Source organism: Chitinimonas sp. JJ19, assembly GCF_036961565.1.
Taxonomy (GTDB): Bacteria; Pseudomonadota; Gammaproteobacteria; order Burkholderiales; family Chitinimonadaceae; genus Chitinimonas.
On sequence record NZ_JBAMDD010000011.1, the window covers coordinates 61,582 to 77,204 of the forward strand.

The 15,623-nt window shown below is 63.6% G+C and carries 14 protein-coding genes; 6 read left to right on the forward strand and 8 right to left on the reverse strand.

Annotation, left to right across the window (positions count from 1 at the left end; genetic code table 11):
- Positions 1-5: 5 nt before the first annotated feature.
- From V7714_RS14205 to V7714_RS14220, 4 genes are all read right to left on the reverse strand, one after another.
- Positions 6-509 (reverse strand): GNAT family N-acetyltransferase, encoded by a 504-nt coding sequence (locus V7714_RS14205; protein WP_335710332.1) that lies wholly within the window; start codon positions 507-509, stop codon positions 6-8.
- Between the two features lie 8 nt (positions 510-517).
- Positions 518-1,213, reverse strand: a complete 696-nt coding sequence (hutC, locus tag V7714_RS14210) for a histidine utilization repressor (RefSeq protein WP_335710333.1) — start codon at positions 1,211-1,213, stop codon at positions 518-520.
- Between the two features lie 157 nt (positions 1,214-1,370).
- Positions 1,371-2,900, reverse strand: coding sequence for a histidine ammonia-lyase (hutH, locus tag V7714_RS14215; RefSeq protein ID WP_335710334.1), 1,530 nt, complete (start codon positions 2,898-2,900; stop codon positions 1,371-1,373).
- Positions 2,901-3,104: 204 nt separating this feature from the next.
- On the reverse strand, positions 3,105-5,243 hold the full coding sequence (locus tag V7714_RS14220; protein WP_335710335.1) for an AsmA family protein: 2,139 nt from the start codon (positions 5,241-5,243) through the stop codon (positions 3,105-3,107).
- A 250-nt stretch (positions 5,244-5,493) separates the two neighbouring features.
- On the opposite strand from V7714_RS14220, the gene V7714_RS14225 reads away from it, so the two are divergent.
- Positions 5,494-5,919, forward strand: a complete 426-nt coding sequence (locus tag V7714_RS14225) for an acyl-CoA thioesterase (protein WP_335710336.1) — start codon at positions 5,494-5,496, stop codon at positions 5,917-5,919.
- Between the two features lie 73 nt (positions 5,920-5,992).
- Here V7714_RS14225 and V7714_RS14230 read toward each other — a convergent pair whose 3' ends face one another.
- From V7714_RS14230 to V7714_RS14245, 4 genes are all read right to left on the reverse strand, one after another.
- The gene (locus V7714_RS14230) at positions 5,993-7,606 is read right to left on the reverse strand and encodes a methyl-accepting chemotaxis protein (protein ID WP_335710337.1); all 1,614 of its coding nucleotides are present in this window, start codon (positions 7,604-7,606) and stop codon (positions 5,993-5,995) included.
- A gap of 191 nt (positions 7,607-7,797) precedes the next feature.
- Positions 7,798-8,868, reverse strand: a complete 1,071-nt coding sequence (mnmA, locus tag V7714_RS14235) for a tRNA 2-thiouridine(34) synthase MnmA (protein ID WP_335710338.1) — start codon at positions 8,866-8,868, stop codon at positions 7,798-7,800.
- 111 nt (positions 8,869-8,979) lie between these two features.
- Entirely contained in the window at positions 8,980-9,507 is a 528-nt protein-coding gene (locus V7714_RS14240; protein ID WP_335710339.1) for an NUDIX hydrolase, read from the reverse strand.
- A gap of 228 nt (positions 9,508-9,735) precedes the next feature.
- Positions 9,736-9,999: a hypothetical protein gene (locus V7714_RS14245; protein WP_284197226.1), complete on the reverse strand. Its 264-nt coding sequence runs from the start codon at positions 9,997-9,999 to the stop codon at positions 9,736-9,738.
- A 298-nt stretch (positions 10,000-10,297) separates the two neighbouring features.
- Here V7714_RS14245 and V7714_RS14250 point away from each other — a divergent pair, with 298 nt between their 5' ends.
- The 5 genes from V7714_RS14250 (at position 10,298) to V7714_RS14270 (ending at position 15,518) form a co-directional block, all read left to right on the forward strand.
- A complete protein-coding gene (locus V7714_RS14250) occupies positions 10,298-11,173 on the forward strand; it encodes a BadF/BadG/BcrA/BcrD ATPase family protein (RefSeq protein WP_335710340.1) in 876 nt (291 codons plus the stop codon).
- The gene (locus tag V7714_RS14255; protein ID WP_284197224.1) at positions 11,174-11,920 is read left to right on the forward strand and encodes a GntR family transcriptional regulator; all 747 of its coding nucleotides are present in this window, start codon (positions 11,174-11,176) and stop codon (positions 11,918-11,920) included.
- A 16-nt stretch (positions 11,921-11,936) separates the two neighbouring features.
- Complete coding sequence (gene nagA / locus V7714_RS14260; protein ID WP_335710341.1) at positions 11,937-13,049, forward strand: N-acetylglucosamine-6-phosphate deacetylase; 1,113 nt, start codon at positions 11,937-11,939, stop codon at positions 13,047-13,049.
- Entirely contained in the window at positions 13,050-14,072 is a 1,023-nt protein-coding gene (locus V7714_RS14265) for an SIS domain-containing protein (protein WP_335710342.1), read from the forward strand.
- A 180-nt stretch (positions 14,073-14,252) separates the two neighbouring features.
- Positions 14,253-15,518, forward strand: coding sequence for an extracellular solute-binding protein (locus V7714_RS14270; RefSeq protein WP_335710343.1), 1,266 nt, complete (start codon positions 14,253-14,255; stop codon positions 15,516-15,518).
- Positions 15,519-15,623 lie beyond the last annotated feature (105 nt).

Below are 15,623 nucleotides of genomic sequence, written 5' to 3' on the forward strand. Positions count from 1 at the left end.
TCGAATCAGGCTGCGCCGGGGCCGAGGTCCAGGCGCAGAAAATCGGTGGTTGGATGCTTGGGATTGGCACCGTCGAAGCGCCAGCCATGCCGACGGTAGAAGGCCAGAGCAGGGAGGTTATGCCTGTCCACGCTGAGTCGCGCGGTATGGCAGCCATGGCGCCGCAGATAGTCGACAGCATAGTCGTGTAGCTGCCCACCCAAGCCTTGATGGCGCCTGGCCGGCAGCAGGTAGAACAGATGCACATAGCCGTGCCCAGGCAGCTCAGGCTCGTGCCTGACCTCAAGCTGGCCGACGATCTCGTCCCCCAGCCAGGCATGCATATAGCCATCCGGGTAGTCGGCGCAACGCTGCGCCAACCTGGCCCGGTACAGTTCGCCTGCGGGCCCGGCATCGTGGTCGAACGACTCGGTGGTACCAAACGATACCCGATAGGAATCCCGCCGCATGGCATAGGCCTCGGCAAAATCATCGGCCAGCTGGATGGGGGCAAGGCGCAGAGGCATCATGGCCAGCCCTAGAAATGCCCGCTGAACTGATAGCGGCCGGCCGGGTGGTACAGGTTGGCCACGCTGGCCACCAGGCCACTGGAGTAGGTGCGGCGATGCAGCACCAAACAGGGCTCGTCCTTGTCCATGGCCAGCCTAGCCTTGGCGGTACGATCCGGCCGGCGAGCCTCGATACGGTATTCCACCCGTGACAGGGGCGCGGCACGGGTCAGGTATTCATTGGGGGTGATGCGGCTGTAATCCTGCTTGAGGTAGTCCGGCGCCAGCTGCGGATTGGCCCAGCGTTCCTCCAGCTGGATAGGCAGCCCGTTCTCGCGATGCAGTATCAGCGAATAGAACAGCGGCGCCCCCACCTGCAGACCCATCTCGGCGGCCAGCGTGGTATCGGCCTTGACGGCCTGCAGCTTCAGCAGCTCGGCCGTATGCTCATGCCCACGTGCGCGGATTTCCTCGGCGATGCTCTTGATATCGACCAGCGTGCTCTGGTACTTGGTGGCGGCCACAAAGGTGCCCGCCCCTTGGCTACGGGTCAGCACCCCTTCGGCCGCCAGCTCGCGCACGGCGCGGTTGACTGTCATGCGGGCCACATCGAAGCGCTTGACCAGCTCGTTCTCGCTGGGCACCTGGTCACCTGCACGCCAGCGGCCTGCCTGTATCTCGCTCAGCAGGTAGTCCTTGATCTGTTGGTAGGCCGGTGTGCTCATTTTCTTCTCACCTCAGAGCCCGTCATGGGCTCCAGTCATCGCTGCTTGTAGCGCATTCCACGGGTGCCAGGGCAGACCCTTAGCCTCAAGATTGCCTGCCCCAGCAAGCCCCGTGATTGTATCCACGCACCGCCGACTAGGCGCGTGGCACGCCGTCTCAGGCCTGCGAATCGAAGCGGAACGGCGCCAGCTTGGCAAAAGCCCCGTCGCGCACCAACTGGGTGATGGCCTCGATATCGGGCGCAAAGTAGCGGTCGATATCGTAATGCGGCACCTTGCCACGGATCAGCGCCATGGCGGCCAGCAAGCGTGGTGAGGTCTGGTGCGGTGCACGCAGATCCACCCCCTGGGCAGCAGCCAGCAGTTCTATCGCCAGGATATGCGCCACATTCTCGGCAATATCACCCAGCTTGCGGGCAGCGAAGGTTGCCATGGACACATGGTCTTCCTGGTTGGCCGAGGTAGGCAGCGAATCCACCGAGGCCGGATGCGCCAGGGTCTTGTTCTCGCTGGCCAGCGCAGCCGCCGTCACATGGGCAATCATGAAGCCGGAATTCACCCCGCCATCCTTCACCAGGAAGGGCGGCAGGCCGGACAGTGTCGCATCGATCAGCAGTGCGATACGACGCTCGGCCAGCGCACCGATTTCGGAGACCGCTATGGCCAGGTTGTCGGCAGCGAAGGCCACCGGCTCGGCGTGGAAGTTACCGCCGGACAGCACTTCATTGGTATCGGGGAACACCAGCGGGTTGTCGGAAACCGCATCGGCCTCACGCAGCAGCACATTGGCGGCATGGCGCATCTGGTCCAGGCAGGCGCCCATCACCTGCGGCTGGCAGCGCAGGCTGTAAGGGTCCTGCACCTTGTCGCATTCCTTGTGGCTGGCATTGATGGCGGAACCATCGAGCAGCTGACGATAGGCCGCCGCCGCTTCAATCTGGCCGGCATGGCCACGCAGCTCGTGGATACGGCGGTCAAACGGCACCACCGAGCCAGCTGCCGCGTCCACACTCAAGGCACCGGCCACCAGGCCGGTCTGGTACAGGTCTTCAATGGCATACAGGTTCACCAGCGCAATGGCGGTGGAAGCCTGGGTACCATTGAGCAGGGCCAGGCCTTCCTTGGCACCCAGGGTCATGGGGCTGAGGCCAACACGGGCCAGGCCTTCCACGGCCGGCAGGAACTTGCCATCCACCATCACCTCGCCCACACCCAGCAGCACGGCTGCCATATGGGCCAGGGGGGCCAGATCACCCGACGCCCCAACCGAACCCTTGGCAGGGATGCTGGGCAGCACATCGGCGTTCAGCAGCTTGAGCAGCGCCGTGATCACCTCCAGCCGTATGCCGGAATAACCACGGCCCATGCTGGAAATCTTGAGCGTCAGCAACAGGCGCACCATGGGTGCGGGCAGCGGCGCACCCACGCCCACCGCGTGTGACAGCACCAGGTTCTTTTGCAGCAGCTCCAGCTGATCGGCCGGGATATGGGTGGATGCCAGGCGGCCAAAACCGGTATTGATGCCATAAGCTGGCGCCCCCTTGGCCACAATGGCCGCCACCGCGCGCGCGCCGGCCTCAATGCCGGGCACAGCAGCGGGGTCCAGCGTCAGCTGCACACCGCCCGCCATGATGGCGCGCAGTTGCTTGTGGGTCAGTTTACCGGGGGTCAGGGTCATGGCTTGCATGGTGTCTCTCGCATCGGATGATCGAATGAAACACAGATTACTCGTCTACATTTGTATAGACAAGATCGATTGCAAAAAAACCTGAACCACGAGGGAAATCCCCCAGCCATCGATAGCCCGCCACGCGCACCAGAAGCCTGGGACAGGCGCCTGTGCCATCCGCCCCCCACACTGGCACAAACTCAGGCCATACGGGCTGCCCTGCTATTGCTTGGGCGCAGCGGCCACAGGCTTGGCGGCGCTACCCAGCTTCTCCCGCAGGGCTGTGGTATCGAGCTTGTAGCTGGGCGAGGCCAGCGGGCCGCTGATCTGTATCGGCACCTGCACACCCTTCAGGGCATCGAGTTCGGGCACGCCACTGCCACCACGCACAGTGGCATTGAGCAGGTAGTCCACCTCGCCCTGGCCTATATCGATACGGCCATCGCCTGCCAGATTCAGGAATGGCGCACGTATGACCAGATCACGGCTCTCGGCCACGCCTTCCTTGATCACGAAACGGGCGCTGAGGTCGGAAAAGCGGGTACGCCGGGCCACGTCCGCCGGTATGGCACCACCAGTCAGCCTGGCCAGGTTGCTACGCAGGCCGCGCAATACATCGCCCACATCCAGTCCGGCAATGGCGCCTCGGGTCAGCATCAGATCCACCCGCCCCGACATACCCTGGCGCAGTGCCGCAATACTGCCGGCCGGTGCCGTGATATCCAGATTAAGCGTGCCCCGGCCTGACAGGCGGTCTATGCCGAAGGTATCGGACATCAGTGCCGCCACCTCCATACCGGTCAGTGTCTGCAACATATGCAGCCGGGGTTTGGTGCCCCCTTCCAGCAACAGCTTGCCATTGAGCTGGCCACCGTAGATATCCGCCCGCAGCGGATCGAGCTTGAGCTGGCGCCGCTTGGTGTCCACATGCGTCTGCAGGTTGAATACCCGGAAACGGCCTATATCCAGCTCGCCTATGCGCACCTCGCCACGTGCCACCAGGCCGCTCAGCCAATCCAGCGACAGCGGCTGTGCCGGGTCCAGCAGCGGCGCCGCCTCGGCATTAGGCAGGTAGGGGGTAAGGTCGAGCTTGGCCAGATCCAGGGCAAAGGCATAGCGCGAGGAGACAAAATCCTCCAGCGACAGCAGTGCCGTAACCGGCGCCCCATCCAACTGGCCCCGGCTATCCCAGTCGAAGCGCTCCCGCTCCAGATCGACCGCCGTGCGCCCAGCCAGCGCCAGCTTGATGGCCCCTTGCGGCAAAGCCTTGTTACGGTATGAGCCGGTCAGGGTAAAGGCCGGCAACTCCATCGTGCGCCAGTTGCCCATGCGCAAGGGGCTCTCTATCTCGAGCTGGGCGTTCTGGGTGTCATCCAGCAGTTGCAGGGTCAGCCTGGCCTGGTCGGCAGCCAGGCCGCCCGTGGGCTCCGCAGCCAGCCGTGCCAGCCTCAGCTGGCCAGCGATTTCGCTGAGCCGGCTCTTGATACCGAACTCCGCCTCAATCTCGCCCGTTGCCAGCCCGCCCTCGCCACCACGCAGCGCCGGCGTTCTAAGCTTGGCCTGCCAGCGCTGCTCACCCCGCTGCACGGTTGCCTGCGCCACCACCTGCTGCAGCTGCGCCCGCCATGGCAAGGCCCCCAGCTCCAGGTCGCCCGCCAGCTCGAACCGTCCATCGCGCCATTCTGGCGTCTGCGCATTGATGGCCAGGCGGAACTGCTTGAGCCTGGCCGCCAGCTTAGCCCGGTCTACCCGCAGCTTGCTATCCACCCGCAGCCCACCGCCCCAGTCCGGCGCCGTCAGTTGCCCCACCACCGTTACCGCGCCATTCTCCCCCTCAGGGTCCAGCGCGTGCAGGTCTAGCTTGCGAAACCGGGTCGTGGCGCCATGGGCGTCCTGCCAATTCAGCGCTGCCGACACCAGGTCCACCCGCTCCGGCCGCCAATCCACGCGACCAGGCTTGGGGCGCCGCGCCAGCAGGTCGTCGATATTGAGTGTGCCATCCAGGCGCTGGTAGGCATTCACCACCAGGCCTTCAACCCGGGCATCGACCAGCTCGGCCCTGCCCTTCACTAGCCCCCCCCAACCCAGCGAAAAGCGCGCGCTTTCAAAGTGGGCAAACAGGGCGCGGCCATCCGGCTCGCTGATGGTCAGGTCTTCCAGGGTGACATTGGGACGCGGCAACAAGGCCAGGCGCAAGGCGCCTATCTCGACCTTGCGGCCCAGCGAATCACTGGCATCAGCAGCCAGCTTGTCGCCCAGCGCGCTGAGGTTGAATAGCGGCACGGCCACCACCACCGCCAGTAAAAAGGCGAAGGCATAAAGGCAGCGGCGTAGCCGTGGGGGAATCTGATACAAAGGCATGGCCCGATTATGCCTGCGGCAAGGCTCACCATGCCACGACCCTTGCAGGATTTATATTTGCCAAAATACAAATCCAGCGCTTGCGGATATCGCCACTGACCAGCCCACCGGGCGCGACGCCCTGCCAACTGGCACCCATGCGGTGAAAAGCCCATAACCCGGCACCTGTACAGCCCGCACTACCAATCAGTGGCCTGAGCCCATCACAGGCTCTATGATGCGCCCATCCTCACTCACGAGCCCATCGAGCATGAGCAATCCACATATTACCGAGATCAAGGTACGCGGCTACCACCTGGATCTGTACGGCCACGTCAACAATGCCCGCTATCTGGAGTTCCTGGAAGAAGCCCGCTGGGGCTTTACCGAAGACCACGGCTCGCTGGACTTCTTCAGCCAGGCCGGCCTCGCCTTTGTCATCGTCAACATCAATATCAACTACCGCCGTGCCGCACTGATGGGCGAAGAACTGAGCATCGCCACCGCCATGCAGAAGATAGGCAGCCGCAGCGCCGTCATCCATCAGGTCGTCAGCCTCAAGGGCAGCGATACCGTCATCGCCGAGGCGGATGTCACCTTCGTGATCTTCGACGCCAAGCAGGGCAGCGCCATCGCCATGGATGGCGAGCTACGCACCATGTTCGAGCGCTTGCCGCACTGGCCGCCAGCCGGCTGATACCGCAAGCCGCCAGAAGACGCAAAAAGCCCAGACAAGGTCTTGGGCTTTTTGTGTGTCTTGCAAGCCTAGCTCACACCCGGTAGCGCGACACCGTCACCTGCATCTGGTTGGCCAAGGCCTGCAACTGGTTGGCCGCATCCGCCGTGACGCCAGCAGCACCGCTGGTTTCCTCCGACATCTGGGCGATGCGCTCAACCTGCTGGGCGATATTGGTACTGGCCGCGCTCTGCTCGCGGATGGCATGGCTGATATCGTCCACCATTTCCACCACCTGGCCCGAGCCCTGCCGTATCTGCAATATGGTCTCGCCGGCCCCCCTGGCCTTTTCCACGCCGACATCAACCCGCTCCACCACCTCGCGCATACGGCTCACCGCCGCCTCCGCCCCCTGCTGTATGGTGGCGATCAGGGCACCTATCTCCTGCGTGGATACCGAGGTACGCTCCGCCAGCTTGCGCACTTCGTCGGCCACCACGGCGAACCCCCGTCCCTGCTCACCTGCGCGGGCTGCCTCGATGGCGGCGTTCAGCGCCAGCAGATTGGTCTGGTCCGCCACGTCCTTGATCACGCTGACCACGGCGCCGATATTGGCGCTCTCACGGGCCAGCAGATTGATCTGTTCCGAGGCGTCCGCCACCCGCTCGGCAATGCCATTGATCTCAGCCACCGTGGCCTTGATCACCACCTCGCCCTCGCCCGCCATATCACCCGACCGCCGCGACATGGTATTGGCCTCGTTGGCCCGGTCGGCCACATGGTTGATGCTGACAGTCACTTGCTCCACCGTCGCCGCCATATTGGCGGCCGACTCACTGGCCGAGGTGGAACTGTGCGACATCTGCCGGGCGGCGTCGGCCATGCCGTTGGCCTGGCCCGCCACGCCATCGACACCGCTGGCGATATCCCGGAAGCTAGTCTGCAAGGTATCGAGCAGGCGATTGAAGGCGGCCACCGTCATGCCCACCTCGTCGCGGCTGCTGATAGGCACGCGCTGGGTAAAGTCGAGGTCCCGACCTATGCGCTCCACCGTACGCTCCATCAAGGCCAGCGGGCCGGAGACCGCGCCGTAGATCCACCAGCCAAACCCCACCAGCACCAGCACGCCCAGGGCAATCACCACCATGAACAGATTGCGTGATGACTCATACACGCTTTCCGCCTCCAGTGCCGCAGCCTCCTGCATCTTGATGTTGTAACCCGCCATCTTCTCGATGGAAGCCTGTAATACCTGCTCGGCCGGTATCACCTTGCCATACAGGGCCGCTACCGCCTGGTCGGCCTGGGCCGCGCTGGAGCTTTTCAGGGCCTCGGCATAGCCGGCCTGATAGGTCTCGAAGGCCGTTTTCATGGCGCCATAATTGGCCTTGTCGGTCGCATCCGAGGCAAAGCTGGCATAGCCATCCACCGCCAGCTTGGCCTTGCTGACAGCCTCATCCACCTTCTGGTTGAAGGCTTTCTTGAGGTCCACATCCTCTTCCATGATGTGGGACAGCAGCAAAGCCCGCATCTCGCGGTAGGCAATGGCAATATCGTTGGTGGCCTGGACCCGGGGAATACTTTCGACGGTGAGCGACTGCACCTGGTTGTTCAGTGAAACAAAGGCCTTCAGGCCTATGCCACCCACCGCAAGCAGTGCAACCAGGGCAACAGCCAGCATCACGACAAGACGCTTGCCTATGGACATATCGGTGTTCCTTTCTGGATTTCGTCTTCGCCTGCTGCCAGCGAAGCCGAGCGCGCCGGCCCGCATTGCTCAGCGCCCACCCAGAAAGGTATCAACTGCCGCAGCAACGCACGCCGGGCACAGCCAGCCTGCGCTGCCCCAAGTCGAGTAAATACACTATAGCGTTGGCGCCAGCAGGATGCTGACCTGAATCAAACGATGATGCCGCCCCCCAGGCAGGCCTCGCCGTCATACAGCACGGCAGACTGTCCGGGCGTCACCGCCCACTGCGGTGCATCGAACCGCAGCCTGGCCACGCCGTCGCGCACTTCCAGCAGCTCGCAGCTGGCATCTGCCTGGCGATAGCGCGTCTTGGCGGTATATCGGCCAGGCCTGGGCGCCTCGTCTGCCACCCAGCTGAGTTGGTCGGCCAGCAAGGTATCTTTCAGCAGCAGCGGATGATCATGGCCTTGCACCACAATCAGTTCATTGGCCGCCATGTCCTTGCCCGCCACATACCAGGGTTCGCCCGGCCCACCTATATTCAACCCCTGGCGCTGGCCCAGGGTGTAATACATCAGGCCCATATGCTCGCCCACCGTACGGCCCTCGGGCGTACGCATGCGGCCAGGCACCTTGGGCAGGTAGCGGTTGAGGAACTCACGGAAAGGACGCTCACCGATAAAGCAGATGCCGGTGGAATCCTTCTTGGCATGGTTGGGTAGCTTGATCTCCGCCGCAATCTGCCGCACCTCGGTCTTGCGCATCCCCCCCAGCGGGAACACCGCCCGTGAAACCTGGTACTGGCTCAGGCGATACAGGAAATAGCTCTGGTCCTTGGTTTCATCCACCCCGCGCAGCAAGCGGGTGCGCCCATCGGCGGCCAGGTCGATGCCGGCATAGTGGCCGGTGGCAATCTTCTCGGCCCCCAGGCTGATGGCATAGTCCAGAAACGCCTTGAACTTGATCTCGGCATTGCACAACACATCGGGATTGGGCGTGCGCCCTGCCTGGTACTCGCTCAGGAAATAAGCGAACACCCTGTCCTTGTACTCGCTGGCAAAGTTCACCAGCTCGATATCGATGCCCACCAGGTCGGCCACTGCAATGGCGTCGCGTGAGTCTTCCTTGATCGAGCAGAACTCATCGCTGTTGTCATCTTCCCAGTTCTGCATGAATACGCCGACCACGTCTATCCCCTGCTGCTTGAGCAGCCAGGCGGTTACCGAGGAATCCACGCCGCCCGATAGGCCGACGACTATGCGCTGGGTCTTGTCAGTCACAAGCAATACTCTTCTGCGGCCTGGGCCGCGTTGTCGGGATAGGTTCTACCTGCCAAGGGCAAGGCAACACTTTCCCCAAATTAGCACTTCATCCGGCGGCCTGGCTGGCGCTCAAGCAACATCTTTGTCGTAGTGGCAGATCAGGTCCAGCGGATAGCGCCGTCCCGCACGGTAATCCTCTATGCACTGCAGCACCAGTGGGCTGCGGTGCTGCGCCTGGCAGGCAAGGACTTCCTCATAGCTCAGCCATACGGCACGGACGATACCGTCGTCCAGCACCGCCAACACTTCGCCCGGCCTCGCCTCGGCCGCAAACCGATGGCTACAGACCGCCAACCCGGCAGCCTGGCCAGGCGCCAGGTCGGCGGCGTAGGCAAAGCGCAGATAGGTCAGCCCGGGCTTGCCGGGCGGTGACCATTGGTAGATGCCCACCAGGGCCGTGGGGCACACCTGGTAAGCCGTTTCCTCGCGAGCCTCACGTATGGCCGCAACCAGCAATGACTCATCATCATCCAGATGTCCCGCCGGCTGGTTGTAGCGGCGACCGTGCTCGGTCAGCTCTTCGACCAGCAGATAGCGCCCGGCCTGCTCGACCAGCACAGCCACGGTGGTATTCGGTTTCCAGATGGGGTCGGACACGGTGCACACAAGCCTTGCAGCGGGAAAATCCCGCTATTTTAAACGCTTAGGGCCCGTTCAAGGTCTTTTCGCCGCCCCTGGCGAACGACACCCCTCAACATGCCTTACCCCTGCAGCGCAACGCTCCAAGCACCGCAACAAATCCGGCGCAGCGGTTCTGTTAGCGGCGCCAAATGCAAAAAAGGCGGCTCGCGCCGCCTTTTGCCATTCAGGCCGAAGCCGTCCCGATCAGGACTTCTTCTCTTCCTTCTTGGCTTCTTCCTTCTTGGCTTCAGCCTTTACTTCAACCTTCTTCTCTTCTTTCTTGGCTTCGGCCTTCACTTCAACCTTCTTCTCTTCCTTCTTGGCTTCGGCCTTGGCTTCCACCTTCTTCTCGTCCTTCTTCACTTCGGCCTTGGCGGCATCAGCCTTGGGGGCTTCGGTCTTGGCAACTTCGGTGGCGAAGGCAGCGGTAGCGAACAGGCCGGCGATCAGAGCAGCGATCAGTTTCATGGTGTTTCCTTTAACTGGAGGAGGAGTGGATACAGCTTGGAATTATTACGACGGTATGACACGTCATCCGCCTTAACGCAGACCCCAGCAAGGCGGTTGACACGCCACGGCAAGAAATCTGATACCAGCCAGTTGCCGCCCCAGGCGCAGTCACGCCACACATAGCCCGCAAAATCGGGACTTGCCGCACAAAGTCGTTGACAGCATCACGCCAGTGGTATTGAATCGGTATTGTATTCAACTGGTATCAAACCAGTCACAATAAGACCGGTATCTATTGGTCACGCGGAGTTAGTGGATGTCTCTTGAATTCTTGATCGGCGTCGATGGCGGCGGCACCGGCACCCGGGTGCTGGTGGCGGATCGCGACGGCCGCGAGCTGGCACGGGGCAGCGCCGGCCCATCGGGTCTGGCACTGGGCATCGCGCCAGCCTGGCAAGCCATACAGGCCGCCTGCGACAACGCATTCGCCAGCCTGGGCCAGCCTTACGATGCCGCCCGCTGCGCCATGGGCCTGGGCCTGGCTGGTGTCCATAACGCCAGCTGGGCCGCGGCATTCCTGGCAGCCGCGCCCGCACTCCATGCCATCAAGCTGGACAACGACGGCTTCACCACCCTGCTGGGTGCGCACGGTGGCCAGCCTGGCGTCATCGTTGCCATCGGCACCGGCACCATAGGCGAGGCCTGGTTCGGCGACAGCCCATCCGGCCCGCGCAAGCGCACCGTATCGGGCTGGGGTTTTCCCTGCGGCGACGAAGGTAGCGGTGCCTGGATAGGCATGAAGGCCACCCAGCTGGCGCAGAAGGCATTGGATGGACGACTGCCTCGCGGACCACTGGCTGAGGCAGTAATACAACATGTTGGCGGCTCGGTAGACAGTGCCTATGACTGGCTGGCGCAGGCTCGCCAGACCAATTACGCACAACTTACGCCGCTGGTACTAAGCCACGCCACGAACGACGGCGCCGCTGCTACCATCTTGCGCCAGGCTGGTGAAGAAATTGCGGCGATAGCGCTAGCGCTGGATCCCGAATCTCATCTGCCACTGGCGTTCTGTGGTGGTCTTGCTGCGGCATTGCAACCCTGGCTACCAGCAGAACTGGTCCACCGTGCGCGCCAGCCTCTGGGCGATTCCGCCACTGGCGCGCTGCATCTGATTAGGGGAAATACATAAATGGACAAGGCCCGCGAAGCCGCCCTTCTGGCACTCAAGCCGGATGCAGACAGCAGCACCCCGCTTTATCTCCAGGTTGCCAACAAACTCTCCAGCGCCATCTCCACCGGTCTCTGGCAAGCCGACGAGGCCCTGCCTTCCGAGCGCGTGCTGTGCGACATGCTGGATATCTCCCGCGTCACCGCCCGCAAGGCCATGGACATGCTGTTCGAGCAAGGGCTGATCGTCAGGCGCCAGGGTTCGGGCACCTATATCGCCCCCCGCCTGGTACAGCCACTGTCGCGCCTCACCAGCTTTTCCGAAGAAATCCGCAGCCGTGGCTTTGCCCCCTCGTCGCGCTGGCTCAGCCGCGAGACCGGCATCGCCAGCCAGGAAGAAGTCCTGCGCCTGGGGCTGTCACCGGCAGCCAACGTAGCCCGGCTCAAACGCCTGCGCATGGCCGACGACACGGTCATGGCGGTGGAAACCTCCACCCTGCCCAGCCGCTACCTGGCCGACCCCACTGTGGTGGCCGATTCGCTGTATGCCTATCTCGACAGCCACGGCAGCTCGGTCACCCGCGCCCTGCAGCACATCAAAGCCGTCAATGCCACCGACGAGATAGCCCAACTGGCAGGCATACCCTCGGGCACAGCCATGCTGATGATTACCCGAATCGGCTATCTCGACAGCGGCCTACCGGTGGAGCTGACCTACTCCTATTGCCGCAATGACTACTACGACTTCATCGCCGAACTCCGCCGCTGAGCAAAGAACCTGAACGATGCAAAACCTGCACGGCAATATCCTCACTCCTGATGGCTGGCAACACGGCGAACTGCGCTTCGACACGCATATCACCGCATTGCAGGGCCAGGCACGCGATCCCGCCGGCAACGCCGACGACATCATCCTGCCTGGCTTTATCGACCTGCATGTCCATGGTGGCGGCGGTCGTGATGTCATGGAGGGGGGCGATGCCCTGTCGGTGATCACCCGCATCCATGCGCGGCACGGCACCACCAGCCTGCTGGCCACCACCATGACGGCGCCCAAGCGTGAGATAGAACATGCGCTCAGCGGCGTGGCCACCGTGGTGGCGCAACGCACCGGCGGCGGTGCCAGGGTACTGGGCGTGCATCTGGAAGGCCCCTATATCAACCCCGGCAAGCTCGGCGCCCAGCCCAACTTCGCCCGCGACGGGGTGCTCAACGAGATCAGCAGCTTCAACAATCTCGCCCCGCTGCGGGTACTGACCCTGGCGCCCGAAGTGCAGGGCCATATGGCCTTGATCAGCGAACTGGTGTCACGCGGCATACGGGTACAGCTGGGCCACACCCTGGGCAGCTACGAGGATGGCGTGGAAGCCCTCAAGCACGGGGCGTCCAGCTTCACCCACCTGTTCAACGCCATGACCGGCCTGCATCACCGCGAGCCCGGCATGGTGGGCGCCGCCCTGGCCCACGCCGAGTACGCCGAGCTGATACCCGACCTGCTGCATGTGCACCCTGGCGCCATCAAGGCAGCGCTGCGCGCCATACCCAAACTCTATTGCGTCACCGACTCAACCGCCGCCGCTGGCATGCCTGACGGCAACTACAAGCTGGGGCGCCATACCGTGACCAAGTGCATGGGCGGCGTACGCCTGCCCGATGGCACCCTGGCCGGCTCCACCCTGACACTGGACGAAGCCCTGCGCAACCTGGTGAGCCTGGGCCTGGACCTGGACGACGCCGCCCGCCGGCTATCGACCTACCAGGCCGAGCTGCTGGGCCTGGACGACCGCGGCCAGCTCAAGCCCGGCGCCTATGCCGACATTGTGGTGCTTGATCGCAACCTGAAACTGAAGGCCGTCTATGTCGAAGGCGAGCCGGTAAATCTGACGTCGGAGAAGTAAGTGACTACTTGCATGTGGAAAGAGATGCGCGAAGGCGCAGCTGCCATCGCCCGCCAGGCAGACAAACAGGATGCCCGCTACGCCGAACTGGGTGCGCGCCTGCGCCATACCGACCCGCACGCACTGGTCACCGTGGCACGGGGCAGTTCCGACCATGCCGCAGCCTATCTGGCCTATCTCACCATGCTGCGGCTGGGCCGCCTGTCCGTCTCGCTGCCCATGTCGCTGGTCACCCTCTACGATGCCCCGCTGGATGTGGCAGGCACGGTAGCCGTCGCCATTTCGCAGTCTGGCCGCAGCCCCGATGTGGTCGAACCGATCAAGCGCTTTCGCCAGGGCCGTGCCCAAACCGTAGCCCTGGTCAACGATGCTGCCTCGCCGCTGGCCGAAGCCGCCGAATGGACGCTGCCGCTGGAAGCCGGCCCCGAATACGCCGTAGCCGCCACCAAGAGCTATATCGCCAGCCTGGCCGCTGGCGCCCGCCTGGTTGCCCACTGGGCCGATGACGCGCAACTGCTCAACGGCCTGGCCGCCCTGCCCGATAACCTGGCCAAGGCGCAGGAAGTGGACTGGTCTCACGGCGTGGAGGTATTGCAGCAGGCCGAGCGCATCATGGTGGTGGGCCGCGGCCTGACCCTGCCGGTTGCCCTGGAGGCCGCCCTCAAGTGCAAGGAAACCGCAGCCATCCAGGCCGAGGCATTCTCGGGCGCCGAGATCAAGCACGGCCCCATGGCACTGATAGACGAAGGCTACCCCCTGCTGATCTTCGCACCGCGCGGTCCGGCGCAAGCAGGACTGATCAAGCTAGCGGAGGAAATGCGCGGCCGTGGTGCCAAGGTACTGCTGGCGGCCCCGACCGATGTGGCCGAGCGCGAACTGACCCTGCCGCTGGGCCCGGTACCGGAACTCGACCCCATTGCAGCCATCACCGCCTTCTACCCCATGGTGGAGGCGCTGGCCCGTGCCCGAGGCTACGACCCCGATCAACCGCGGCACCTAAACAAGGTGACCCTGACCCGCTAGCCCACCGGGCCAGCACTGGCCGCGCCGTAGACCACCCAACGGCAAGCCAAGCAATTGACCAGCCCTGGCCCCAGGCCAGGGATAGAGACGACACCGCGCCCAAGAGCCCGGTGCAGGATTGGAGGGCGTGCCAACGCGCACGCCTGCTAGACGACAACAGACTGATGGGGTGTATGCACCATGAAGACCAACCGTATCGCCAAGACAGCCCTGCTGCTGGCAGGCCTTGCCCTCTGCGGCCAGGCACAGGCAGCCAAGCAGCGCCTGGAGTTCTGGACCCAAAGCCTGGCGCCCAAGTTCGCCCCCTACTTCAAGGATGTGGTCAGCCGCTACAACGCGTCCAACGCCCATGTCGAAGTGGTCTGGGTGGATTACCCCTGGGACGTGATACGCACCAAGTTCACCGCCGCCATCGCCTCGGGCAAGCCCCCCGCCATGGCCAATATGGACGTGCCCTGGGCCTATGAATACAAGCAGAAGGGGCTGATACAGTCGGTCGACCCGCTGGTGGACAAGAGCCAGTATGTCGGCGGCGCCCTCAAGGATGTCACCTTCGATGGCAAGCTGTACGCCTTCCCCTTCTATAACGGCGCCAATGTCATTGCCTACAACACCGAGCTATTCAAGAAAGCCGGCCTGGACCCGAAAAAAGCCCCCGGCAGCCTGACTGAGCAGCTCCACTACGCCAAGATCATCAAGGCCAAGACCGGTGTCGCCGGCTTTGCCCCCACCCTGGGCCCCACCAAGCTGGAAGGCCTGATGGCGCAGGAAGGCCTGGAGGTATTGAAGGATGGCCGCGCCGTATTCAACTCGCCCGCCCATATTGCCCTGGTAAACAAGCTGGCCGACGCCTACAAGGCCGGCGCCCTGCTCAAGGACAATCTGTTCGCCCAGGACAACTTCCAGGTCTCCATGGCCGCCTATAACAGCGGCCGGCTGGCCATGCTGGTATCGGTGCCCGCCGCCATGACCCGGGTGCGCGACGATGCCCCCGGCATCTACAAGGTCACCGATGTGGCCGGCCTGCAGCTCAGCCCCACCGGCATCGCCTCGGGCGGCTGGCAGTTCACCTTTGTGGTGCCGCGCAATGTCGATGCCAAGCTGCTGCCGGAGATAGGCAAGTTCGGCAACTACCTGACCAATGCAGAGAACCAGCTGGCCTTCTCGCGCTTTGCTGGCACCCTGCCTACCTCCAAGCGGGCCGCGCAGGATGCCCACTTCCAGACCTACCCGGCCAACGCCGGCGCGGTGGAAAAAGCCGTGGTGGCTGCCGCCAAGAACCTGGAACAGACCCGCACCATCTACCTGGGCGGCGTCAAGGATGCCGAGCTGCTGTCCACCCGCCTGTCCGCCGCAGTCGAGCAAGCCGTCACCGGCCGCAAGGACACCAAGCAGGCGCTGGATGAAGCCGTCGCGTTCTGGAACAAGAAACTCGGCAAGTCCTGATACCGATACAAGGCCTTGACCCGCTACGCCCGCCCTGGGGCCGATGTAGCGGGTGCCGCACGCCCATACCGGGCAAGGCGACCTGGCTGATCCGGGCATAGACCG

Bases quoted from the DNA above. Each gene is read 5' to 3' on its own strand.
- V7714_RS14230 (WP_335710337.1), bottom strand. From the start codon at position 7,606: ATGTCCATAGGCAAGCGTCTTGTCGTGATGCTGGCTGTTGCCCTGGTT.
- hutC (WP_335710333.1), bottom strand. From the start codon at position 1,213: ATGAGCACACCGGCCTACCAACAGATCAAGGACTACCTGCTGAGCGAG.
- V7714_RS14245 (WP_284197226.1), bottom strand. From the start codon at position 9,999: ATGAAACTGATCGCTGCTCTGATCGCCGGCCTGTTCGCTACCGCTGCC.
- V7714_RS14270 (WP_335710343.1), top strand. From the start codon at position 14,253: ATGAAGACCAACCGTATCGCCAAGACAGCCCTGCTGCTGGCAGGCCTT.
- V7714_RS14255 (WP_284197224.1), top strand. From the start codon at position 11,174: ATGGACAAGGCCCGCGAAGCCGCCCTTCTGGCACTCAAGCCGGATGCA.
- V7714_RS14220 (WP_335710335.1), bottom strand. From the start codon at position 5,243: ATGCCTTTGTATCAGATTCCCCCACGGCTACGCCGCTGCCTTTATGCC.
- V7714_RS14225 (WP_335710336.1), top strand. From the start codon at position 5,494: ATGAGCAATCCACATATTACCGAGATCAAGGTACGCGGCTACCACCTG.
- V7714_RS14250 (WP_335710340.1), top strand. From the start codon at position 10,298: ATGTCTCTTGAATTCTTGATCGGCGTCGATGGCGGCGGCACCGGCACC.
- V7714_RS14205 (WP_335710332.1), bottom strand. From the start codon at position 509: ATGATGCCTCTGCGCCTTGCCCCCATCCAGCTGGCCGATGATTTTGCC.
- hutH (WP_335710334.1), bottom strand. From the start codon at position 2,900: ATGCAAGCCATGACCCTGACCCCCGGTAAACTGACCCACAAGCAACTG.
- nagA (WP_335710341.1), top strand. From the start codon at position 11,937: ATGCAAAACCTGCACGGCAATATCCTCACTCCTGATGGCTGGCAACAC.